This window comes from Streptomyces sp. NTD91 (assembly GCF_059510455.1).
Genome location: NZ_JCAJZW010000009.1, coordinates 22,309 through 45,231, shown reverse-complemented (window position 1 = coordinate 45,231; position 22,923 = coordinate 22,309). Strand labels below are relative to the sequence as shown.

The following is a 22,923-nucleotide window of genomic DNA, read 5'->3' as shown; positions in this document are numbered from 1 at the left end:
CCCCGCCCTGAAAACCCGCCCCCTGAACGGCGCATGCCGGCGCAGCTCCCCAGCTGCGCCGGCATTCGTGCCGTCCGCCGCACCCCCGTCCCCACGGGGTTTCCTGGATGGATGTCCCCGCCCGGACCGCTCTTCCGGGCCTGGGGACGCCGCTCAGCGCCCCAGCATCACACCCACGGACGACGCCTGTGTGGCCACCGTCTCCCAGCCGTCGAAGACCAGCAGGAGCAGGGCCGCCAGGGGAAGGGCCATGAGCGTCGCCACCAAGGGGTGGCGGCGGCCCGTCCGGCGCGGTGCGAACGCCGGGCGTCGCGGTGCCGTGTGGGCCATGGTCCCTCTCCTGACCGTGTCGGTTGTCGTCGGCAGCGGCGGATGCCTGACCTCGGGGGACGAGTGCTGCACCCGCCGCTTGACCTCAAATCTAGGCGCGGGGCCGCATCACGGCGTCATGCCCTCGTATCGATTGCCGGGCCTCCCCGAGGATGAGGCACGATCCGGGACGTACTCCCCTGGGTGGAGACGCGCAACGGGGTCTCGGGGTCTTCCCGGAGGGGGCGCCCGCCGTGTCGGTCATGTCCGAAGCGCCCTGCGACCGGAATGAGTGACTTCGATCACTCCGGGCAGGGGTGGGACCGGCGCCGCGCACGGTCCGTCGCCGGCCCCGCGCCGGGGTCCGCGGGCCCCGGGCGGCGGGTGCCGGGCAGGCAGGGGAACCGATGCCACCTGGCGCGTCATGATCCCAACGCCTGCCCGCACTTGCGCCGTTGGCGACTGCGATGACCCAAGACCCCGGCCCGCGCCCGCTTCCTGACCGCGTTTCATGTCGTACCGCGGGAAGCCACATTCCTTCAGCGCCGGAGGGCGCGGCCTCTGCGCGCAGGCGGCCGTGGAAACGTAAGCTGTGCCACGTCACAGGGACCGGGCAGCGGGGATGAACATGGCGATGATGCGCCTGAGGCGCGAGGACCCGCGCGTCGTCGGCTCGTTCAGGCTTCACCGACGGCTCGGCGCGGGCGGCATGGGTGTGGTCTACCTCGGCTCCGACAAGAAGGGGCAGCGGGTCGCGCTGAAGGTGATCCGGCCCGACCTTGCGGAGGACCAGGAGTTCCGGTCGCGGTTCGCCCGTGAGGTCTCCGCCGCCCGGCGCATCCGGGGCGGCTGTACGGCCCGGCTGGTGGCTGCCGACCTGGAGGCCGAGCGGCCCTGGTTCGCCACGCAGTACGTGCCCGGACCCTCCCTGCACGACAAGGTCGCCGACGAGGGCCCGCTGAGCGCGGCCGACACCGCCGCGATCGGTGCGGCACTGTCCGAGGGCCTGGTCGCGGTGCACGAGGCCGGTGTCGTCCACCGGGACCTGAAGCCCTCCAACATCCTGCTGTCCCCCAAGGGGCCGCGGATCATCGACTTCGGCATCGCCTGGGCCACGGGCGCCTCCACACTGACCCACGTGGGCACGGCGGTCGGCTCTCCCGGCTTCCTCGCGCCGGAGCAGGTGCGCGGCGCGGCCGTCACCCCGGCGACGGACGTGTTCTCGCTGGGCGCGACCCTCGCCTACGCCTCCACCGGTGACTCGCCCTTCGGGCACGGCAGTTCGGAGGTGATGCTGTACCGGGTGGTGCACGAGGAGCCGCACCTGCACGGCGTACCGGACGCGCTCGCCCCGCTGGTGCGGGCCTGTCTGGCGAAGGACCCCGAGGACCGGCCCAGCACTCTGCAGCTGTCGCTGCGGCTCAAGGAGATCGCCGCGCGGGAGGCTCAGGACCTGGACGGCGGACGGCCGCCCGCGCCGCGTGCCGCGGAGGCGGACCGGCCCACCGGGCGGCTCGTGGACACCTACCCCGAGCCGCAGCGCGCCCGGCGCACCTCCCCCGGCACGCCGGTGCCTCGCGGCGGCACCCCCGCCCGGGGCGGAACACCGGCGCGTGGCGGAACGCCCGCACGGACCGGCAGCGGCCCGCGCGGAAACGGCACGGGCGCCTCGGCACGGCCCCGCTCGGCGCGTACGACCCCGGCACCGCGCTCGGGCAGCGGGGGCCGTCCGGCCCTGCGGAGCGGTTCCGGGCGGCCCCCGCAGCGGACGACGGGCACCGGGCTCCGGCCGGCCAACCCCCGGCTGTTGCGCCAGCGGCTGTTCGTGTTCGTGGTGGTGACGCTGCTCGTGGCGCTCGGCATCGCGGTGGCGCAGGGCTGCCAGGGTCCGGCCCGCGGGCTCGGCGACGACGCCGTCCCGCGGCAACGGCAGACACAGCCGGCCCACGCGGCGGACGCCGGGCGGCCGGTGCCCGACCGGTACGCTCCGGCACCCGCCACCAAGCTCAGGCGCCAGGGTCCTGTCGTCGAACCCGTCGCCCGCCCGACGGGCGGGCGGGAGTTCGACGACGGGAACTACGACTCCGGGCGGCCGGCGGTCACGGCGTAGAAGGCGACCGCCGCGGCCGCGCCCACGTTGAGCGAGTCGACGCCGTGGGACATCGGGATGCGGACCCATTCGTCGGCGGCGACCAGCGCCTGGGTGGACAGTCCGTCGCCCTCGGCGCCAAGCATCAGGGCCACCCGGTCCATCCGGTGCGGGGCGGCCTCGTCGAGGGTGCGGGCCTTGTCGTCCGGGGTGAGGGCGAGCAGCGTGAAGCCGGCCTCGCGGACCGAGTCCAGCCCCTTCGGCCAGGTCTCCAGCCGGGCGTACGGCACCGAGAACACCGCGCCCATGGAGACCTTGACGCTACGGCGGTACAGCGGGTCGGCGCAGTCGGGTGACAGCAGCACCGCGTCCATGCCGAGGGCGGCGGCCGAGCGGAAGATCGCGCCGATGTTGGTGTGGTCGTTGACCGACTCCATGACCACGACCCGGCGCGCGGACCGCAGCAGTTCGCCGGCCGTGGGCAGCGGCTTGCGCTGCATGGAGGCGAGCGCGCCCCGGTGCACGTGGTAACCGGTGACCTGCTCGGCGAGTTCGGGGCTCACGGCGTAGACGGGGGCGGGGAGTTCGTCGATGACGTCGCGCATGACGTCGATCCACTTGGCCGAGAGCAGCATGGAGCGCATCTCGTAGCCTGCTTCCTTGGCCCTGCGGATGACCTTCTCGCCCTCGGCGATGAACAGGCCCTCGGCGGGTTCGCGCTTGCGGCGCAGTTCGACGTCGGTCAGGCCTGTGTAGTCGGAGAGGCGCGGGTCGTCGGGATCCTCGACGGTGATGAGATCGGCCACAGGGTGATACTGCCTTGTCCTGGGTGTGCTGCCAACGGCTGGGAATGACTAGGTTACCCGGGGTTACGCATGATCAAGCGGTTGGTCGTCATGTGGTGGGCGCGGGGCCGACCGTCACGACCTCGCCGATCACGATGACCGCCGGGGGCCTGACGTCCTCGGTCCGCACGGTCTCGGCGACCGTGGCGAGGGTGGCGTCGACGCGGCGCTGCGCGGCCGTCGTGCCTTCCTGGACCAGCGCGACGGGGGTCTGCGGGGACTTCCCGTGCGCGACGAGCGTCTCGGCGATCTTCCCGATCTTGTCGACGCCCATGAGGATCACCAGCGTCCCGGTGAGCTTGGCCAGCGACGGCCAGTCGACCAGGGAGCGCTCGTCGTCCGGGGCGACATGGCCGCTGACGACCGTGAACTCGTGCGCCACCCCCCGGTGCGTGACCGGGATGCCGGCCGCGCCCGGCACCGAGATCGAGCTGGAGATGCCGGGGACCACGGTGCAGGGGATGCCGGCCTCGGCGAGTGCCTGGACCTCCTCCATGCCCCGGCCGAACACGTACGGGTCGCCGCCCTTGAGCCGTACGACCGACTTGCCCTGCTTGGCGTGCTCGACGAGCGCGTTGTTGATGGCCTCCTGGGCCATGAAGCGGCCGTACGGGATCTTCGCCGCGTCGATGACCTCGACGTGCGGCGGCAGTTCCGCGAGCAGGTCACGCGGACCGAGCCGGTCGGCGATGACGACGTCCGCCGCGGCGAGCAGCCGGCGGCCACGGACCGTGATCAGGTCGGGGTCGCCGGGGCCGCCGCCGACCAGGGCGACACCCGGGGTGCGGGTGCGGTGGTGCGGGGCCACCAGGGTGCCGTCCCGCAGTCCCTCCACCACCGCGTCCCGGATGGCGGCGGTGTGCCGCGGGTCGCGGCCGCGCGCCTCGGTGGTGAGAACGGCGACGGTGACGCCCTCGCTGTGGCCGGTGGCCGGGGTCCAGGCGGTGGCCTGGTCGGCGTCGTCGGAGCGGACGCACCAGACGCGGTGGCGCTCGGCCTCGGCGGACGCCCGCGCGTTGGCCTCGGGGTCGCTGGTGGCGATCAGGGCGTACCAGGCCTCGGCGAGGTCGCCGTCCTGGTAGGGCCGCCTGGCCCAGGTGATCTCCCCCGACTCGGCCATGGCCTCGACCGAGGGAGTCGCCTCCGGTGAGACGAGGGTGATGTCCGCGCCCGCCGCGATCAGTGCCGGGAGGCGGCGCTGGGCCACCGTGCCGCCGCCGAGGACGACCACGCGGCGGCCGGAGAGGCGGAGGCCTACGGGGTAGGCGGGGTGTTCGGCCATGGCTGGCTCCTCCGGGGCTGTGCGGTGGCGCTGACGTGCGGATTTTATGCGGGGCGGGGTTGCGCCCGAGCAGGTGTCCGGTGGCTGGGCACGATGGCCGGGCACGGACCGACGGACGTTCGCGACAGGGGCCCGGCACCGCGGCGGTCCCGGGCCCCTGGGAGCGCCCGCTACTTCTCCGTCACTCCCGCCGAATCGAACGTCGCCACCTCGTGCATCGCCCTCGCAGTGCTCTGCACCAGCGGAAGCGCCAGCAGGGCACCCGTGCCCTCGCCCAGCCGCAGGTCCAGGTCGACCAGGGGGCGCAGGCCCAGCTTGTTGAGGGCAGCCACGTGGCCGGGCTCCGCGCTGCGGTGGCCGGCGATGCAGGCCGCGAGGACCTCGGGGGCGATGGCGCGGGCGACCAGGGCGGCGGCACCGGCGCTGACGCCGTCCAGGATCACCGGCGTACGCAGGGACGCGCCGCCGAGCAGCAGGCCGACCATGGCGGCGTGCTCGAAGCCGCCGATGGCGGCCAGGACGCCGACGGGGTCGGCCGGGTCGGGCTGGTGGAGTTCCAGGGCACGGCGGACGACCTCGGTCTTGCGGGCCAGGGTCTCGTCGTTGATGCCGGTGCCGCGGCCGGTGACCTCGGCCGGGTCGGCGCCCGTGAAGACCGAGATGAGGGCGGCCGACGCCGTGGTGTTGGCGATGCCCATCTCGCCGGTCAGCAGCGCCTTGTTGCCGGCCGCCACCAGGTCGCGGGCGGTCTCGATGCCGACCTCGATGGCCGCCTTGGCCTCCTCGCGGGTCATGGCGGGGCCGGTGGTCATGTCGGACGTGCCGCCCCGGATCTTGCGGGGCAGCAGGCCGGGGGTGGCGGGCAGGTCGGCGGCGACGCCGACGTCCACGACGCACACCTCGGCGCCCACCTGGCCCGCGAAGGCGTTGCAGACCGCTCCGCCGCCCAGGAAGTTGGCCACCATCTGGGCGGTGACCTCCTGCGGCCAGGGGGTGACGCCCTGGGCGTGCACGCCGTGATCGCCCGCGAAGATCGCGACGGCGGCGGGCTCCGGGATCGGCGGCGGGCACTGCCGGGACAGCCCGGACAGCTGCGCGGAGATGATCTCCAGCATGCCGAGCGCGCCGGCCGGCTTGGTCATGCGCTTCTGGCGCTCCCAGGCCTCGCCGAGGGCCTTGGCGTCGAGCGGGCGGATCTGGGCGACGGTCTCGGCAAGCAGGTCGTGGGGTTCCTCTCCGGGCAGGGCGCGGCGGCCGTACGTCTCCTCGTGCACCACCCAGGACAGGGGGCGTCGCTTGGACCACCCGGCCTGCATCAGCTCGGGCTCGTCCGGGAATTCGTCGACGTACCCGACGCACAGATAGGCGACGACCTCCAGGTGCTCGGGCAGGCCGAGCGCGCGGACCATCTCCCGCTCGTCGAAGAAGCTGACCCAGCCGACGCCGAGGCCTTCGGCGCGGGCGGCGAGCCAGAGGTTCTCCACCGCGAGCGCCGAGGAGTAGGGCGCCATCTGCGGCTGGGTGTGACGGCCGAGGGTGTGCCGGCCGCCGCGGGTGGGGTCGGCGGTGACGACGATGTTGACCGGGGTGTCGAGGATGGCCTCGATCTTCAGTTCCTTGAACTGCTTGGCCCGGCCCTTGGGCAGCGACTTGGCGTAGGCCTCGCGCTGGCGCATCGCCAGTTCGTGCATCGTGCGCCGGGTCTCGGCGGAGCGGATGACGACGAAGTCCCAGGGCTGCGAGTGGCCCACGGAGGGCGCCGTGTGCGCGGCCTCCAGGACGCGCAGCAGCACCTCGTGCGGGATGGGGTCGCTGCGGAAGCCGTTGCGGATGTCCCTGCGCTCGCGCATGACCTTCAGGACGGCCTCGCGCTCGGCGTCGGCGTAGCCGGGCGCCGCCGGGCCGCCGGTCTGTCGTGCTTCCGCCACTGCTGCCGTGCCGCCTTCCGCCTGGTCGGTGGCCCGGATCTGCGGGTCCTCCGCGTCCTGTACGGCAGCGGGCGCCTGCACCGGCGCGGGCTCGCCCTCGCGCGGCGCGGGCACGCTGGGCGCCGCCTCCTGTTCCTCCTCCGTGGGGAGTACCAGGGGTTGCGGCGGGGTCGGCGCCAGGTGCGGGGTCGTGGGGACCTGGCCCTCGACCGGCACGAACTGCCCGAGCGGCTGCTCGGGATGCGGCAGCACATGGGAGGGCAGCGGTTCGGCAAGGGCGCCCGGTCCGCCGGTCTCCACGGGCGCGGAACCGTCGGCCGGCGCGGGTCCGGCTTCGGCGGCGGCCGGCACCGGGGTGCCGCCCGGCTTCGGGGCGGCCGTGGCCTCCGCGGGCTGTGACTGCGAGGCGGTGGCAGCGACGGCATCGGGGCCGGCCGTGCCGGGCTGGGCCTGCGGATGCGGTTCCACGGCCGGATGGGGCTGCGGCTCACCGGGTACCGCCTGGGCGTCGTGCGCAAGGGGCTGCTCGGCCAGCTGCGGGCCCTGTGGGACGTGTGCCGGGTAGGGGTACGGCTCGGCGGCCCCGGGGCCGCCGGGCGCGGAGTCCGGTACGACGCCCGGGGCCGGAGGTGCGGCGGTGGCCCGGGCGTCCGCCGGCTCCGGAGTGACGGCCCGAGTGACGGCCGGGGTGCCGGACGCGGGCGCCGGTACGGCACCGGCCTCGGGCGCGACGGAGGGTTCGGGTGTGTGCACGGCGTCGGTGACCGGCGGGACCTCGGCGGGCACGGCGCCGGCCTGCTCGTCAGCCGTACCGGACTGGGCATCAGCCGCACCGGGAAGCGTCGGCACGGCGTCGGTGACCGGCACGGCGTCGGTGACCGGTAGGGCCTCGGCGGGCACGGCGCCGGGCTGGGCGTCCACGGCACCGGGGCTGTGCGGGTCGGGCTGTGCCGGGGTGGCGTCGCCCGGGGTGTGCGGGGCACCTGTCGCGGCGGCCGGTGCCTGCGCGGCGGGAGCGGGCGCGGGACCGTCCTGGGCGACAGGGGCGCCGTCGTCGGCGACGGCAGCCTGGCCGGACGGCACGGTCGCCGCGTCGGCCCCGGCCGGAGCCACGGCGACCCCCTCGGTGACAGGGCCGGTGTCCGCGGCCGACGTCTCGGCGCCGCCCTGCGGTTCGCCCCCGGCCTGCTCCGGGGCCCGGCCGGGCCCGTCCTCACCGGAGCGCTGAACGGCCTCGACCGGCCCGGCGCCGTCGGCGACGGGCACGCCTGCCTGTTCGGCCGGCCCGGCCTCGGTCCGCGCGGGCGTCGGCGCAGCCTCGTGTGTGGGCGCGGCCAGGACCTGGTCATGATCCGGGGCCGCCGTCTCCGCGGTCATCGGCACCGGAGCCCCCCCGGCACCCACGACGACCTGGCCGGGCTCGGCGGTCAGGGCCGCCCCGGCCGCCTCGGCACCTCGATCGGACCGACCGGCGTCCACCGACGCCTGGCCGGCAACCGTGAGACCGCCCACGGCAACGAGTCCGCCGTCCCCGGCAGTCGTCCCGTCGGCAGGCTCCGCACCGGCCGCGTCCCCCGCGCTCTCACCGCCCTGGCCGGGAACAGTGACAGTGGCCTGAACGTCCTCGGCGCCTTCCGCCACGCCGGATTCGGCAACGGCCGGACCGGCGGCCAAGGGCTCGGCGCCCTGAGGAACCCCCGCCCAAGCCGTGTGCACCACCCCGTCGTGGCCGTGCACGGGCTGTACGCCGTCGTGGCCGTGGACCAGTTGCGCGGTGCCGGGCGCCGGTGCGGCGGCCTGGTTCGTGAGGCGGGCGACGGCGGCCTGCGCGGCGCCGGACGCTTCGGCCTGTGCGGCGGTGTCCACCACGACAGCCGCCGGGTCAACCGTTTCGGCAGCGGGAGTCTGGACGCCGGCCTGGACCGCGGGGGCGGTCGGTGCCGCACCCCAGGGAGCCGCGCTCTGCGGGGCCGTCTCACCCGGCAGCTGGGCGTCGAGGTACTCGGGGCCGGCGGCGACCGGACCGGGCTGCCGTACCGGCGCACCGGCCGGGCCGCGGTCGGCGAGGGAGCGGACCGGGCTCGCGGAGGCGTCGGGAATGGGCGGCCCGAGGTGCAGCGGACGGCGCGGCGGCTGCGCGGCGGCCTGCTGGTCCTGCGGAGCCGAGAGGATCGGCGACGGCGGCACCGAGGCCGGGGCCGGGTTCGGCAGCCGGACGCCGCCGAGGTCGACGGAACCGCTGTCACGGCCGGCCGCCTCGTGCGCCCCCGGCTGGTGAACGGCCTCGACGACCGGTTCCGGTGCGGGTGGCGGAACCTCGTTGCCCCATGCGCCCTGGGCGCCCGGCAGCAGCAGGTCTTCGTCCTCGGCGGGTGCCTCGGAGAGGTAGGTGTACGCACCGGGCGCGGCGACGCCCGGCTGCTCCACCATGCCTGCGCTCTCCGGCTCCCCCTCGCCCGGGACCTGGCCGGTGTCGGTCATGCGTACCCCTCGCCCATCGGTTTAGTGCTCCTACGACCAGCTCACCCGGAACGGCGCACCGACCGCCCATAGTGAAGAACGAGCGTCCGTGCCCAGCGGCACGAACGACCCGCCGGAAAAGGCGACAAAGCCATTCAGTGGCATTGTCCCGGCCGCCCGGCCCTCGCGACAGCATGATCCGCGACAGCCCGCTGTGGACTGCGCCACGTTGCGCGTCCTCCGGTTCCGCAGTACCACACCCACCCCAAAACGGGCGTGCTTTCCGGACATTGGCGAACGAAGTTCCGGGCCGCCGGTGTGGCACAACGATCGGCCAGCCTACCGCGCGCGGTACGACAATCGGATCACGGGGCGCGTTCGGGGAGCGCCCGCCCGTCACCCCTTATCGAGGCGCTTCGCGCCGCAGCAGTTCTGCCGTGAGCAGGAACGCGACGCTCCGCTCGGTCTCCGTCCAGGCACGGGTGTCGAGTTCGACGGACTGCAGCAGTGCGCACTCGACCCGGTATCCGTGCTCGGTCAGGTCGCGGCCGACGAGTTCGGCCGCGTCGCGGGTGGCGGCGTCGGTGACGATGCGCTGCGGGCGCCGGTCGGCGACGGCGGAGACGACAGCAGCTCCCCCGCCTCCGACCCGGACGACGTCCGGTTCGGGCAGGTCCTCCAGGACGTGCGGGGCGGTGCCCTGGACGATCTGGAGCTGGGCGCCGTACCGGCGCGCGGCCGCGTCGGTACGGGCACAGGCGGCGGGATCGCGGTCGACGGCGATGACGGCCGCTCCGGCGCGCGCGGCCTCGGCGGCGAACGCGCCGGAGCCGCTGCCGATGTCCCAGACCAGGTCGCCGACCCGGGGGCCGAGCCGGGCGAGTTGGGCGGCGCGCAGCAGCTGCCGTTCACCCTCGCCGAGGCCGCCGGCCGGTCCGTCGCCGTAGCTCGCGTCGGGCTGCACCCAGCCGCGCGGGCCGGCGCCCGGGTCGCGGCCGGCGATCCAGCCACCGCCCTCCCCCGCGCCGACCGGGCCACCGATGACGATGACGACGTTGGGGTCGCGCCAGGTGTGGTCGGCGGCCTTGTCGGAGGTGACGACGGTGACCTGCTCGCGGTCGGTGCCCAGTTCCTCGCAGATGACGAAGGTCCGGTGGACGCCCTCCAACAGCAGCCCGAGTTCGGCCGGTCCGGCGCCGGGCGCGGTGAGGACGGCGACCTTGGTGTGGGCGCGGCAGACGTTCACGGCCCGGCGCAGGGTGCGCGGGTGGGCGACGACCACCTGGGCGTCGTCCCAGGGCATGCCGGCGCGGGCGAAGGCGGCGGCCACGGAGGAGACGGCGGGCACGACCTCGACCTCCAGGCCGAACTCCGGGGCGCGCAGGGTCCGCACGACACCGAAGAAGCCGGGATCGCCGTCGGCGAACACGACGGCGGTGCCGCGATGGGCGGCGATCCGGCGGGCGGCGAGCGCGACGCTGCCCAGGCGGACGCGTTCGGCGGCGGGCGGGACCTCGGGCAGCGCCAGGTGGTGCGCCGCTCCTGCCACGAGTGTGGCGGCGCCGAGGGCGGCTCGTGCCGCGTCGGTCAGCGGCGAGCCGTCCCAGCCGATCACCGTGACCCGGTCGGCCATCGTCGTTTCTCTCCAGGTCGTCGCAGGTCGTCAGGGGTACGGGCCCGTGGCCGGGCCTCCCGAGCGTACCTGGTGGGGCTGAGGGGCTCAGTTCCAGTCGGAGTACGAGGTGAAACCGCCCGTGTCGGCGAGCTGCTCCTCGACGCCGTCGAGGTCCTCGGGCAGCAGGCTCCAGACGATGAGGTCGGTGCGCACGTCGGTCCACTCGCCCCGAGTGTCCCGGGTCCGGGCTATCCAGGCGCCGCGCAGGACGCCCTCGCTGATGCAGCCGATCTTCTGGGCCACCTGCTGGGAAGCGGTGTTGTCGGCCGCGGTGCGCAGCTCCAGGCGCTCGAACTTCTGGTCGTGGAACAGCCACTGGGCGGTGGCCAGGGCCGCCTCGGAGGCGTAGCCCTCGCCGCGTGCCCAGGGGGCGATGACGTAGGCGATCTCGGCGGAGCGCACGCGCCAGTCGGCGTGCCGCAGATGGACGGTGCCGACCAGGCGCTGGGTGAGGAACTCGTCCACGGCGAAGACGATGCCGCGTCCCTGCGCCCGTTCGGCGGGGGCGTGTTCGGTGATCCAGGCGCGGGCGTCGGCCTCGGTGTACGGCTGCGGCACGGAGGTCCAGGCGGTGACCAGTTCGTCGTTCATCATCTCGGCGAAGGCCTCGACGTCGGACTCCTCGAAGGGACGCAGCACCAACCGCTCCGTGCTGATGGAGATGTTGGGGAAGGTGCTAGTCATGCGCCGCTCCGTAACCTTCGGAAACCTTCAGGGCCTGCTGAACTGCCCAGCATGCAGCATGTAACCACTGAACCGCACGATCGGGGCCCGCTCCCGTGCGGGAGCGGGCCCGTGGGCGGGCGGGCCGGATCAGAAGGAGGGGATGACCGAGCCCTGGTACTTGTCCGCGATGAGCTTCTTGACCTCGGGCGAGACGAGGAGCTTGGCGAGCTTCTTGACCCGCGGGTCCTTCTCGTTGCCCTTCTTCACGGCGAGGAAGTTGGCATACGGGTTGTTCTTGGCGGACTCCAGGATGATGGCGTCCTTGGCGGGCTTCAGACCGGCGGAGATGGCGTAGTTGCCGTTCACCACGGCCGCGTCCACGTCGTCCAGGGAGCGCGGGGTCTGGGCGGCCTCGACCTCCTTGAACCTGAGGTTCTTGGGGTTCTTGGTGATGTCCTGCGGGGTGGCCTCGTTGCCGACGCCGGGCTTGAGGGCGATGAGGCCGTTCGCGGCGAGCAGCTTCAGGGCACGGGCCTCGTTGACGGCGTCGTTCGGGACGGCGACGGTCGCACCGCTCTTCAGCGCGTCGGCCTTCTTGACCTTGTGGGAGTAGAGACCGAGCGGCTCCAGGTGCACCGTGACGACGGGCACGATGTGGGTGCCCCGCTTGGCGTTGAAGTCGTCCAGGTACGGCTGGTTCTGGAAGTAGTTGGCGTCCACGGAGCCGTCCTCGGTCGCCGTGTTCGGCGTGATGTAGTCCGTGAACTCCTTGACCTCCAGGTCGAGGCCCGCCTTCTTCGCCAGGTTCTTCTTGACGAAGTCCAGGATCTCGGCGTGCGGGGTCGGGCTCGCGGCGACGACGAGCGGGCCGCTGTAGTCGTGGGAGGCGGAGGAACTGCCGGAGCCGCAGGCGGTCAGCCCGAAGGTGAGGGCTCCGGCGGCGAGGACGGCGGTGGTGAGCTTGGCGGTGTTACGCACGAAAAGTGCCTTTCCTTAAGGGTGGTGCGACCCCGGACCAGGGGCTGTCGGCGCGAAGCGCCGTCGTCGGGGGGTGGTCGGGTGGCGGGTGGGCGAACGGGCAGTCGTGGGCAGCGCTCAGGCGGCCTTGCCGACGTCGGCCGCCGCCGGCTCCTTCGCCTTCAGCAGGCGGAGCCTGGGCGCCGGGCCAAAGCGGCCGCCGCGGCTGTGCAGGGAGCGTGCGGCGAGGTCGCCGGCGAACTGGATGAGGGAGATGACGACGGCGAGGATCGCGACGGTGATCCACATCAGCTCGGTCTCGAAGCGCTGATAGCCGTAGCGGACGGCGAGGTCGCCGAGCCCGCCGCCGCCGACCGTGCCGGCCATGGCGGAGTAGCCGATGAGAGCGATGACCGTGGTGGTGGAGGAGGCGATCAGCGAGGGCAGGGCCTCGGGGACGAGGACCTTGCGGACGATCGTCCAGCTGTTGCCCCCCATCGACTGCACGGCCTCGACGAGACCGTGGTCCACTTCGCGGACGGCCGTCTCGACCAGCCGGGCGAAGAACGGGATGCCGCCGATGGCGAGCGGCACGATCGCGGCGGTCGTACCGATCGTCGTCCCGGTGACCCAGCGCGTGAAGCTCATCAGGGCGACCATCAGGATGATGAACGGCATGGACCGGCCGATGTTCACGATCTGGCCGATCACCTTGTTGGCGAGGACGTTCTGCAGCAGGCCGCCGCGGTCCGTGAGGACGAGGAGGATGCCGAGCGGAAGGCCGGCGGCGACGGCGATCAGGGTGGACCAGAGCACCATCCGGAACGTCTCGGTGCACGCCTGCGACAGCAGCGGCTGCATCTCGGACCAGGTCACCTGGCGCCCTCCTTCACCAGCAGGGCCTCCCGGCCCACGACGTCGATCTGCAGGCCCTGTTCGCGCAGGAAGCCGATCGGCACCACGTTGTCCTCGTACCGGCCGGGCAGTTCGATGCGCATGCGGCCGATCTGCAGGCCGCCGACGGTGTCGATGGCGGCGCCGAGGATCGAGATGTCGATGTTGTAGGTGCGCGAGAGCTGGGAGATGACGGGCTGGGTGGCGGCCTCTCCGTGGAAGGTGACGTCGAGGACGGTCCGGTCGGCGCCGGTGCGCTCGCCGCTCACCGGGAACAGCGCGGCGGCCAGCTCGGAGCCGGGCGTGGCCAGCAGTTCGCTGACGGTGCCGGACTCCGCGATCCGGCCCTTCTCCATGAGGGCGGCGGAGTCGCAGACCGCCTTGACGACGTCCATCTCGTGGGTGATGAGCAGAACGGTCAGGCCCAGTTGCCGGTTCAGGTCGCGCAGCAACTGGAGGATGGAGCGGGTGGTCTCCGGGTCGAGGGCGCTGGTGGCCTCGTCGGAGAGCAGCACCTTGGGGTCGCCGGCGAGGGCGCGGGCGATGCCGACGCGCTGCTTCTGACCGCCGGAGAGCTGGGCCGGGTAGGCCTTGGCCTTGTCGGCGAGACCGACGAGGTCGAGAAGTCCGAGCGCCCTACGGGAACGTTCCTTCCCGGACTTGCCGAGGATCTCCAGCGGCAGCTCGACGTTGTCCTGCACGGTCCGCGTGGAGAGCAGGTTGAAGTGCTGGAAGACCATGCCGATGCGGCTCCGCGCCCGGCGCAGTTCCTTGCCGGCGCGCGGACCGCGGCCGGCGAGGGCGGTGAGGTCCTGTCCGGCGACGGTCACGGTGCCGGAGGTGGGGCGCTCCAGCAGGTTGATGCAGCGGATGAGGGAGGACTTGCCGGCGCCGGACTGGCCGATGACGCCGTAGACCTCGCCTTCGCGGACGTGCAGATCGACGCCGTCGAGGGCGGTGACCTCACGGCCGCGGGAGCGGTAGACCTTGGTCAGGCCCGAGGTGGTGATCACAGGATTTCCGTCACTGTCGGTTGCGCGGGCGTGGGTGTGCCCGGGCACGGGTGCATGCGGTTCAGGCATGGGGGGACGCGCGCCTCGTACGGAGTGTGCGCACGGACACGCCACGGCTCTCGCTTCGGGGCGCGAGGCTCAGCTGATGCGGGGGCCCTCTAGAAGGCGCACATTCGGCACATCAGGCGACACAGGCAACGAGCACCGGGCGTCATGGTCGCCTCGGTCGCAAGGGTGCGGCAGCTCGTCGTGGTCATGCGATCAGTAAACCAGACCTGCGGTGCTGACCGGTCGCCACTGTCCGGATGGTGGACAGCGGCGGACAGCAGGGGCGGGAGGCTCAGCGGCGGACGGAGATCTCCACGCCGGTGTCGGTGACCAGTGCGGACAGGGCGGACAGGTTCTCCACCACGAGGTCGGCGTCGAGTTCTTCCGCCCGGTGGGTTGTGGCCAAGGCCACGGTGGTCATCCCGGCGGCGCGGCCCGCCTGCAGTCCGGCCGGGGCGTCCTCGAAGACGACGCAGCGGGCCGGATCGACGCCGAGCTGCCGGGCGGCGAGCAGGTACGGCTCGGGGTCGGGCTTGCCGCGCGTGATGTCGTCCGCGGCGATCAGCGTCTTGGGCAGGATGCCGACGGCGTCCAGACGGGCCTCGGCGAGCCGCCGGGTGGCGGAGGTGACGACGGCCCACCGGTCGGCCGGCAGCGCGTCCAGGAAGTCCCGGGTGCCGGGCAGCAGCCGTACGCCCCCGCCGGCTACGTCGTCCACCTCCAGCTGCTCGACCCGGGCGACCGCCTCCGGCACCAGGTGGGCGGGCAGCAGGTCGGCGACTATCTCGGCGGCGGGCCGTCCGTGCAGGGCCACACGCCCGAACTGCTCGGCGGTGATCGCGTACTCGCGGGCCCAGCGGGTCCAGCAGCGCTCGACGGAGTCGAGGGAGGAGACAAGGGTGCCGTCGTTGTCGAACAGGAGGGCGTGCGCGTGGATCGTCATACCCCGACCCTACGACGTGGTCTAGACCCTCCGGCGTACGGCGGGGTCGGCGGCGGGCGCCCGATTCCGCCGTAATAAGGTCACCGCATGCTCAATGCCCTGACGCTGGTGACCGGGGTCGCCGCGCTGTTGCTCGCCGCCTGGTGCGGCTGGGCCGCCTACCGCGACCAGCCGACGAAGGACTGGCACTTCATCGGCATGGCCGTGGTGTCGCTGCTGGCCGTGGTCCAGCTGGTGGTCGGCATCGTGCAGCTGGCGCGTGGCGAGAGGCCGGTGCAGGGCACGACGATCTTCGTGGCGTATCTGCTGGGCGCGTTCGCGTGCGTTCCGGCGGCCGGGTTCATGTCCCTGGCCGAGCGGACCCGTTGGGGCTCGGTGACGGTCGCCGCGGGCGGTGTGGTGCTCGCCGTGCTGGAAGTGCGGCTCTTCGACATCTGGGGAGGCTGAGATGACGGCGGTGGAGGAGAAGCCGACCCGGTTGATCAGAGGACCGGGCATGCTGCTCGTCTGGTTCTACGGCGTGATGGTGGTCGGCGCCGTGTCGCGTTCGGCCTACCAGATCTCCACGGAGTTCGACCGGGCGCCGCTCGCCTACTCGCTGTCGGCCGTGGCCGGTGTCGTGTACGGATTCATCACCTACACGCTGATCCGGGGCGGGGAGACGGCGCGCAGGGCGGCACTGGTGTGCTGTGCCGCCGAACTCGCGGGGGTGCTGCTCGTCGGTACCTGGACCCTGGTCGACCACTCGGCGTTCCCGGACACGACCGTCTGGTCGTACTACGGGGCGGGGTACATCTTCATTCCGGTGCTGCTGCCGATCTCCGCGATGTACTGGCTGCGCAGGGCGCGGAACGAGACGCGCGCCTGAGGAGCGTCGCGCCCCTCCCGGGGCGCTTTCTCCTCACGCCGTCCGGACGAAAGCCCCCGCCGGCTTCTCCAGGACGATCAGCTCCACTCCGTCGTCGCCCTTGGAGCGGCCCACCGTCTCGTATCCGGAGCGGCGGTACAGACGGAGGTTGCCCTCGCTGCGGTGGCCGGTGAGGAGGCGGAACCTGGTGGCGCCCCGCTGCTGTTCCAGCGCCGTCTCGGCAGCGCGCAGCAACCGCGCGCCGATGCCGTGGCCCTGGAGACGGGGATGGACGCAGAGTGTCCCGATGGCGGCCGCGCCGTCCTCGGTGACCTTGCCGCGCACCGATCCGACCACCTCGTCGCCGAGCCGGGCGACGAAGACGCAGTCGGAGGCGACCTCCTGACGGACGGAGTCCAGGGTCTGCACGAGCGGGTCGATGCGGTAGTTGCCGTACAGCGCCGCCTCGCTCTGGAAGCACAGGTACTGGAGCCTGAAGATCTGCTCCGCGTCCTGCTCGGTCGCCGCCGAGATGGTCACGCTCATGCCCATGTGCGCACGCCTCCCGCTCACCTGATCATCCGTTGTTCCCTCACTCCTATCCCCGCACTTCGGGGGCCGCAACCTCCGGCGTGAGCAATCGACGCAGACATCCCAGACATCTGGAGCGTTCCGGGCCGAGACTGCCCTGTGAGATACCCAACTCCCCCGCGATCTCCCGGTATGTCAGGTCCTTGGGGGACAGCAGGGCCTCGAGCAGGCGGGGGCAGCGGCCGGGCAGCCGGCGCACCGCGTCGCGCAGTGCGCGGCACCGGGCGGCGGTGAGGGCGAGTTGTTCCGGTCCGGGGCGGCCGTCGTCGACCGGTTCGAGGCCGTACGGCAGTTCCCGCCGGGTCGTACGGCGGCTGCGGCGCGCCTCGGCCCGTACGGCCCTGCGCAGCCAGCGCTGCGGGTCGCCCGGCGGCCCGTCGGTCTCCAGCCGCTCCAGCAGCCGTACCCAGACGGCCTGCTCCAGGTCGCCGGGCTCACTTCCGGTGGCATATGCCTCGGCGGATGCCTCGGCGGTGAGCAGAGGATGCAGGGCGGCTACCAGGTCGTGTGTCATATGCGGAACGACGCGCCGCCCCGGGAGCGGGTTTCCGGGGCGGCGGGCAGACACTCCGAACGGAGTGCGGGCGGGTGCCGTGGTTGACGCGGTCAGCCCTCGAGGAAGTCGGCGCGCGCGAGCAGGCCGGTGTCGGCGTTGTCGGTGAAGACGCCGTCGATGCCGGTCGCGAAGTAGGTCCGGAAGGCGCCGAAGGAGTCGCCGTAGCCGTCGGCCGCGCTGCCCCTGCGGTATTCGGCCGGAAGGAACGGGTTCTCGTTGCGCATGGTGTAGGGGTGCAGGATCAGGCCCACCTTGTGCGCGTCGGAGACGAGGCTCGTCGGCTCGCCCAGGGTGCCGTCCGGGTTCTTCGGGATGACGAGGTCCAGGGTCGGGCCGATGCCCTGGGCGTAGCCGGCGATCTCGCGCAGGCCCTTCGGGGTGATGAGATCGGCGACCGTGCGCGGGTCGCCCGCCTCGACGAAGTCGTAGGGGCGGCTGTCGGCGGAGGAGAGCAGCACGACGAGCGGGTTGTCCACCAGTCGGTTCAACCTCTGGATGCTGGTGGGCTCGAACGACTGCAGGATGACCGGCGAGTTCCGGCCGTCCTTGCCACATGCGCGCAGCAGCTTGGCGACCCGCTCCTCGAGGCTTAGGCCGAGCTTGCGGAAGTACGTGGGGTGCTTGGTCTCGGGGTAGATCCAGACCTGCCTGCCGCGCTTGCGTGTCTGCTCGTCCTGCCACTTCAGGACCTCTTCGAAGGTGGGGATCTCCCAGCGCCCGTTGTACAGGGTGTTGTGCGGCCGGTTGGCCGGGATGCGCTCGACCGCGCGCAGCGTCTTCAGTTCGGCGAGCGTGAAGTCCTCGGTGAACCAGCCGGTGGTGGCGACCCCGTCCAGCGTCTTCGTGGTCTTCCGGTCGGCGAACTCCGGGTGGGAGGCGACGTCCGTGGTGCCGCCGATCTCCGGCTCGTGCCGGCAGACCAGATGGCCGTCCTTGGTGGGCACCAGGTCACCGGCCTCGACGACGTCGGCGCCCAGGTCCAGGGCCAGGTGGTACGAGCCGAAGGTGTGCTCGGGACGGTAGCCGGCCGCCCCGCGATGGCCGATGATCGTCGGCACCGGCAGGCTCTTCAGGCCCCGGCCGCCCCGCCCCGCGGTCGTGGGCTCGGCGGCCTCGGCCGTGCCCGGCAGTCCGAGGGCCGCTCCGCTCACGCCGAACACCGCCGCGCCGAGGATCGCCCGCCGCCCGGTGCCCTGCGTCTTCTTGTCCGCCTGGTCGCCGCCCATCAGCGCCTCCTGCCGTCCGCTCGTGAGTCGCGCCGATCGTAGGGGCGTGGACATGACCGAAGGGAGTCCCCCGGCGGAACACCCGGGGGACTCCGTGTGTCCCGTGGGAGCGGTGTGCTGACGGACCGTCGGCTTCGGCGGCCACCGGCCGGGTAGCCGAGTGGGTGACGGCCGTTCGCGAGATCCGTCACATCGTCTCAAGGGTGTTACGTTCGGTCCCCCGGGCGTCACCGCAGGTAAACCCGCGTCAACACTTCGTAAGACCTCGGTGAACCGGGCGTCCCCGATGTGCGCCCGGCCGGGAGCCGCGAGTAATCTCCTCACCTGCACAGACACATATCGACCACCTCGACATCGGAGGACCCGTTGTCCCGCTTCGCGCTCATCAAGGCAGTGCTCGGACCGATCATGCGCCTGATGTTCCGCCCACAGGTGGAGGGCGCGGAGCACATCCCCGGCGACGGTCCGGTCATCCTGGCGGGCAATCACCTGACGTTCATCGACTCGATCGTGCTGCCGCTCGTCACCAAGCGGCAGGTCTTCTTCATCGGCAAGGACGAGTACGTCACCGGCAAGGGCTTCAAGGGCCGGCTGATGGCGTGGTTCTTCACCGGCGTCGGCATGATCCCGGTGGACCGGGACGGCGCGAGCGGGGGCGTGGCCGCACTGATGACAGGGCGGCGGATCCTGGAGGAGGGCAAGATCTTCGGGATCTACCCCGAGGGCACCCGGTCGCCCGACGGCCGGCTGTACCGGGGGCGCACCGGTATCGCGCGACTGACGCTGATGACCGGTGCGCCGGTCGTTCCGTTCGCCATGATCGGCACGGACAAGCTGCAGCCGGGGGGCCGGGGCATCCCGCGGCCCGGCAAGGTCACCGTCCGCTTCGGTGAGGCGATGGAGTTCTCCCGGTACGACGGGATGGACCGGGACCGGTATGTGCTGCGGGCCGTGACCGATTCCGTGATGGCGGAGGTCATGCGGCTGTCGGGGCAGGAGTACGTGGACATGTACGCGACCAAGGCAAAGGCCGCCTAGGGTCGCCCAGGGGGGTTTCGTTCGGATCAGGCCGGACGGGCCTCGGCGTCCGGCGCGATGCGTCGCACGGCGGAGGAGCACCGGCGTACCGGGCGTACCCGGGTGGTCCGACAACACGGCGAGGTGCCGTGCCGGGCGTCACGGGCCCGGGCCGACCCGAACGAAACCCGCTGGTCCTGTCGTCGAACTCCCGTCGTCCGCCCGAAGGGCGGGCAGGAGTTCGACGACAGGGGCCCAGCGGTAGGGCGTGCCGGCTGCTTGCGGGCGCGTGTGCGTGGTGGTTTCTCGCGTCCCGTTCGGGGCGCTTCGCTCAGCCGGCGCCCTCGAGGTTCTGCCCCTTCAGCAGGAACCACGCCGCCAGCGCCGTTCCCAGCAGGACGGCCGCTCCCGCGCCCGAGGCCAGGTGCATCCCGTGGACGAAGGCGTCGCGGGAGGCGTCCAGGAGTACCCCTGCCGTGTGCGGGGGCATCTTCGTCGCCGCCTCCACGGCCGCGCCCAGTGACTCGTGGGCCTCGGCGGGAGTGCCGGCCGGGCCGGTGAAGTCACGGTAGGCGCCCGTGACGATCGAGCCCAGCAGGGCGATGCCGAGGGCCGCGCCCAGTTCGTACGCCGTCTCGGACACCGCCGAGGCCGCGCCGGCCTGCTCCTTGGGCACGCTGGAGAGGATCACGTCGGCGGTGACGGTGAAGGACAGCCCCGCACCGATGCCCACGACCAGGAGCGCGGCCCCGAGGGCCGGATAGCCGGTGGAGCGCCCCATGGCCGTCAGTCCGGCCAGGGCCAGGCCGACGCCCGCGAGGCCGCCGGAGACCACGGTACGGACCGAGAAGCGGCGGGCCGCCCGGCCCGCGACCAGACCGGCCGCCACCGCGCCGACGGCGGCGGGCAGTTCGGCCAGGCCGGCCTCGAACGGGCGCCTGCCCTGGACGAGTTGCAGGTACTGGGAGAGGAAGAACACCAGGCCGGACATGCCCAGCACGGTCAGCAGGTCGGCGAGGACCGCCCCGCTGAAGCCGCGCTGCCGGAAGAGCCGCATGTCCAGCAGCGGGGCCGGCATGCCGAGCTGGCGGCGCACGAAGCCGCGGAGCGCGGCCGCGCCCAGCAGGCCCGCGGCGACCGTGGGCCCGGAGAGGCCGTGCGTGGCGGCCTCCTTGACGGCGTACACGACGCCGATCGTGCCGGCCAGCGACAGGACGACGCTGAACAGGTCCCACGGGCCGGGGTTCGGATTGCGGGACTCGGGCAGCGTGCGGATGCCGACCAGGACCAGGACCGCCAGCACGGGCAGGTTGATCAGGAAGACCGAGCCCCACCAGAAGTGCTCGAGGAGGAAGCCGCCGGCGATCGGGCCGATCGCGGTGCCGGCGGAGGCGGTGGCGCCCCAGATGCCGACGGCGAGGCTGCGCTCGCGCGGGTCGTTGAAGAGGTTGCGGATCAGGGCGAGGGTGGCGGGCATCAGGGTGGCGCCCGCGACACCGAGCAGCGCCCGCGCGAGGATCATCAGTTCCGGTGTGGTGGCGTACGCGTTGAGCGCGGAGATCGCGCCGAACGCCGTGGCGCCGCCGAGCAGGATCCGCTTGCGGCCGATGCGGTCGCCCAGGCTGCCCATGGAGACCAGCAGACCTGCGATGACGAAGGAGTACACGTCGCCGATCCACAGGAGCTGGGTGCCGGAGGGGTGCAGGTCTTCGCTGATGTAGGGGGTCGCCAGGCCGAGGACAGTGGCGTCGACGGCCACCAGCAGCACGGCCAGGACGAGGACGGAGAGCGCGAGCCAGCGGCCCGGGCGCTTCACCGCCTCCGCCCTGTGCGCCGGCTGCAGGGTGCTGGTCATGATTCCTCTCTTCGCAGAGCGCCGCCGAGCAACAGCCCGGCGACCATCGTCGGGAAGTCCCTGGCGGCCACGCGGCCGTCCAGGGTGGCCCAGGCGCAGGAGGCGATCAGGCCGTACAGCGCCTCGGTGAGCCAGACCGGGGGGAGGTCGATGCGGAACTCGCCGTTTCGCTGACCGCGTTCGAAGACGGCGCCGATGCGCGCGTCAAGCCGCTGCCAGCCGTCGTTCTGCCGCTCGCCCTCCCACAGCTGGCTCTCGCCGTACAGGAAGGCGAGCAGTCCGGCCGCGGGCTGGAGCTCGCGCACCAGCCTGCGTACGGCCTCGCTCGCGGGCCCGTCGTCCGGCCGGGCACGGTCCACGGCCGCCGCGCACTCCTCGATACCGAGTGCCTCCAGCGCCCGGACGAGTGCGTCCCGCCCGGCGAAGTGGCGGTGCAGCGTGGCCCGGCTGATCCCGGCGGCCTTGGCGACCTCGTCCATGGTCGCGGTGGACTTGCGGGTCAGCAGGGCGGCCGCGCTGCGCAGAACCTGGTCACGATCGAGAGCCATGAGACAAGGATAGCTTGAATGAGACGAACTTGTCTCATGCAGGGCGTTCGTGACTCACGTGACCGGCCAGGGGGTCTGGGATCAGTGCCAGGGCAGCTGTCCGCGACGCTCCCAGTAGGCGCGCGGGTCCTCGGCGAGGGCGGCGAGGCGGGTCAGCTGGTCCTCGTCGAGGTCGACGGCGGGGGCGTGGAGGTTGGAGACGAGCTGGGTGACCGTCGCCGCGCCGGACAGGACGACGCCGGCCCAGGGCCGGGAGAGGATCCAGGCGAGGGCCACCGCGTCGCAGCCGAGACCGGTCTCCTCGGCGACGGTCCGCAGCGGCTCGGGCGCGTGCGGCTCGGCCAGCCGGCCGTTGGCCATGCCCTCCTTGACGATCACGGTGAGCCCGGCGTCGTGCGCCTCGGCGAGCGCGGGGGCGGCAGAGGGCTCGAGCACGTTGTACGTCGACTGGACGGTACGGAAGAGGGGCTCACCCCCGACGGTCACCTCCAGAGCGGCGCGGACGGCCTCGGCCTGCGCGGGGCCGCTGGTGGAGAAGCCGATCGTCAGGCCCTGCGCGGCGGCCTCGGCGAGACGGGCGTGCAGGTCCTTGTCCGTGAGAGCGGGGCTGTCCGGGGTGACCGAGTGGATCTGGTAGAGGTCGAGGCGGTCGCCGAGTACGGCGTCGGTCTCGGCCCGCTGCCGCTCGTAGGCGGCGAGGCTGTGGTCCTTGACCTCGTGGGTCTCGGCGTCCGCCGACCAGCCGGCGGTGTAGGTGTAGCCCCATTTGCTGCCGACGACCACGTCGTCGCTGTCCGGGCGGGCGTTCAGCCAGTCGGCGAGGAACTCCTCCGAACGGCCGTAGGAGCGGGCCACGTCGACGTAGCGCACGCCCTGCGCGTAGGCGGCGTCGAGGAGTTCGTGCGTCCGGGTGCGCAGCGCCTCCACGCTGCGGTTCTCTCCGAGGTCCTCGTCGCGGTCCAGGTTGATGTAGCCGGGGCGACCCACTGCGGCCAGGCCGAGGCCGATGTGGCAGGTCGGCGTGGTTGCTGCGGCGAGACGGGCGAAGGGCATCACGGGCTCCGTTCGGTCGGCTCCGGTACGGCTGTCGACCAACGTAACCCGCGATGACCCCGAGGTCCGCCCGAGAACCCGTGTCCGGCCGGTGCTCCGGCTCACGGGCGCGCCGTGGTCA

The 22,923-nt window shown here is 72.9% G+C and carries 19 protein-coding genes and 1 pseudogene; 4 read left to right on the top strand and 16 right to left on the bottom strand.

Features of this window, described 5'->3' with window-relative positions:
• Positions 1 to 153: 153 nt before the first annotated feature.
• Positions 154 to 330, bottom strand: coding sequence for a hypothetical protein (locus AC5WRT_RS12885; protein ID WP_330341125.1), 177 nt, complete (start codon positions 328 to 330; stop codon positions 154 to 156).
• Between the two features lie 601 nt (positions 331 to 931).
• Here AC5WRT_RS12885 and AC5WRT_RS12880 point away from each other — a divergent pair.
• Positions 932 to 2,248: pseudogene (locus tag AC5WRT_RS12880) on the top strand (serine/threonine-protein kinase); the annotation flags it as partial.
• 137 nt (positions 2,249 to 2,385) lie between these two features.
• Here AC5WRT_RS12880 and AC5WRT_RS12875 read toward each other — a convergent pair.
• The 9 genes from AC5WRT_RS12875 to AC5WRT_RS12835 all read right to left on the bottom strand — a co-directional run bounded on the left by AC5WRT_RS12875 (position 2,386) and on the right by AC5WRT_RS12835 (position 15,109).
• Positions 2,386 to 3,204 (bottom strand): TrmH family RNA methyltransferase, encoded by an 819-nt coding sequence (locus AC5WRT_RS12875; protein WP_496093397.1) that lies wholly within the window; start codon positions 3,202 to 3,204, stop codon positions 2,386 to 2,388.
• Positions 3,205 to 3,292: 88 nt separating this feature from the next.
• Positions 3,293 to 4,525, bottom strand: a complete 1,233-nt coding sequence (cobA, locus tag AC5WRT_RS12870; protein ID WP_496093398.1) for a uroporphyrinogen-III C-methyltransferase — start codon at positions 4,523 to 4,525, stop codon at positions 3,293 to 3,295.
• 170 nt (positions 4,526 to 4,695) lie between these two features.
• A complete protein-coding gene (gene cobT, locus AC5WRT_RS12865; protein WP_496093399.1) occupies positions 4,696 to 8,934 on the bottom strand; it encodes a nicotinate-nucleotide--dimethylbenzimidazole phosphoribosyltransferase in 4,239 nt (1,412 codons plus the stop codon).
• Between the two features lie 382 nt (positions 8,935 to 9,316).
• Positions 9,317 to 10,546 carry a precorrin-6y C5,15-methyltransferase (decarboxylating) subunit CbiE gene (gene cbiE, locus AC5WRT_RS12860; protein ID WP_496093400.1) on the bottom strand — a complete coding sequence of 410 codons (1,230 nt, stop codon included), beginning with the start codon at positions 10,544 to 10,546 and terminating at the stop codon, positions 9,317 to 9,319.
• Positions 10,547 to 10,633: 87 nt separating this feature from the next.
• Positions 10,634 to 11,272 carry a GNAT family N-acetyltransferase gene (locus AC5WRT_RS12855; RefSeq protein ID WP_496093401.1) on the bottom strand — a complete coding sequence of 213 codons (639 nt, stop codon included), beginning with the start codon at positions 11,270 to 11,272 and terminating at the stop codon, positions 10,634 to 10,636.
• Between the two features lie 129 nt (positions 11,273 to 11,401).
• Positions 11,402 to 12,232, bottom strand: a complete 831-nt coding sequence (locus AC5WRT_RS12850; RefSeq protein WP_496100234.1) for a MetQ/NlpA family ABC transporter substrate-binding protein — start codon at positions 12,230 to 12,232, stop codon at positions 11,402 to 11,404.
• A gap of 117 nt (positions 12,233 to 12,349) precedes the next feature.
• Positions 12,350 to 13,087 (bottom strand): methionine ABC transporter permease, encoded by a 738-nt coding sequence (locus AC5WRT_RS12845; RefSeq protein WP_496093403.1) that lies wholly within the window; start codon positions 13,085 to 13,087, stop codon positions 12,350 to 12,352.
• A complete protein-coding gene (locus AC5WRT_RS12840) occupies positions 13,084 to 14,118 on the bottom strand; it encodes a methionine ABC transporter ATP-binding protein (protein ID WP_496093404.1) in 1,035 nt (344 codons plus the stop codon). The genes AC5WRT_RS12845 and AC5WRT_RS12840 overlap by 4 nt, the downstream gene beginning before the upstream one ends.
• 340 nt (positions 14,119 to 14,458) lie before the next feature.
• Positions 14,459 to 15,109: an HAD family hydrolase gene (locus AC5WRT_RS12835; RefSeq protein WP_496093405.1), complete on the bottom strand. Its 651-nt coding sequence runs from the start codon at positions 15,107 to 15,109 to the stop codon at positions 14,459 to 14,461.
• A gap of 87 nt (positions 15,110 to 15,196) precedes the next feature.
• Here AC5WRT_RS12835 and AC5WRT_RS12830 point away from each other — a divergent pair, with 87 nt between their 5' ends.
• Positions 15,197 to 15,556: a hypothetical protein gene (locus AC5WRT_RS12830; protein WP_496093406.1), complete on the top strand. Its 360-nt coding sequence runs from the start codon at positions 15,197 to 15,199 to the stop codon at positions 15,554 to 15,556.
• A gap of 1 nt (position 15,557) precedes the next feature.
• Complete coding sequence (locus AC5WRT_RS12825) at positions 15,558 to 15,977, top strand: hypothetical protein (RefSeq protein ID WP_496093407.1); 420 nt, start codon at positions 15,558 to 15,560, stop codon at positions 15,975 to 15,977.
• A gap of 33 nt (positions 15,978 to 16,010) precedes the next feature.
• Here the strand turns inward: AC5WRT_RS12825 and AC5WRT_RS12820 are convergent, their stop codons facing one another.
• From AC5WRT_RS12820 to AC5WRT_RS12810, 3 genes are all read right to left on the bottom strand, one after another.
• The gene (locus AC5WRT_RS12820) at positions 16,011 to 16,508 is read right to left on the bottom strand and encodes a GNAT family N-acetyltransferase (protein ID WP_496093443.1); all 498 of its coding nucleotides are present in this window, start codon (positions 16,506 to 16,508) and stop codon (positions 16,011 to 16,013) included.
• Between the two features lie 46 nt (positions 16,509 to 16,554).
• Positions 16,555 to 17,061, bottom strand: a complete 507-nt coding sequence (locus tag AC5WRT_RS12815; protein WP_496093408.1) for an RNA polymerase sigma factor — start codon at positions 17,059 to 17,061, stop codon at positions 16,555 to 16,557.
• A gap of 92 nt (positions 17,062 to 17,153) precedes the next feature.
• Entirely contained in the window at positions 17,154 to 18,329 is a 1,176-nt protein-coding gene (locus AC5WRT_RS12810) for a glycerophosphodiester phosphodiesterase (RefSeq protein WP_496093409.1), read from the bottom strand.
• A gap of 366 nt (positions 18,330 to 18,695) precedes the next feature.
• Between AC5WRT_RS12810 and AC5WRT_RS12805 the strand changes: the two genes are divergently transcribed.
• Complete coding sequence (locus tag AC5WRT_RS12805) at positions 18,696 to 19,367, top strand: lysophospholipid acyltransferase family protein (RefSeq protein WP_496093410.1); 672 nt, start codon at positions 18,696 to 18,698, stop codon at positions 19,365 to 19,367.
• 310 nt (positions 19,368 to 19,677) lie between these two features.
• On the opposite strand, the gene AC5WRT_RS12800 is transcribed toward AC5WRT_RS12805, so the two are convergent.
• The 3 genes from AC5WRT_RS12800 to AC5WRT_RS12790 all read right to left on the bottom strand — a co-directional run bounded on the left by AC5WRT_RS12800 (position 19,678) and on the right by AC5WRT_RS12790 (position 22,802).
• Positions 19,678 to 21,201 carry an MFS transporter gene (locus tag AC5WRT_RS12800; protein WP_496093411.1) on the bottom strand — a complete coding sequence of 508 codons (1,524 nt, stop codon included), beginning with the start codon at positions 21,199 to 21,201 and terminating at the stop codon, positions 19,678 to 19,680.
• On the bottom strand, positions 21,198 to 21,749 hold the full coding sequence (locus tag AC5WRT_RS12795) for a TetR/AcrR family transcriptional regulator (RefSeq protein ID WP_496093412.1): 552 nt from the start codon (positions 21,747 to 21,749) through the stop codon (positions 21,198 to 21,200). The genes AC5WRT_RS12800 and AC5WRT_RS12795 overlap by 4 nt, the downstream gene beginning before the upstream one ends.
• Positions 21,750 to 21,830: 81 nt before the next feature.
• On the bottom strand, positions 21,831 to 22,802 hold the full coding sequence (locus AC5WRT_RS12790; protein ID WP_496093413.1) for an aldo/keto reductase: 972 nt from the start codon (positions 22,800 to 22,802) through the stop codon (positions 21,831 to 21,833).
• Positions 22,803 to 22,923 lie beyond the last annotated feature (121 nt).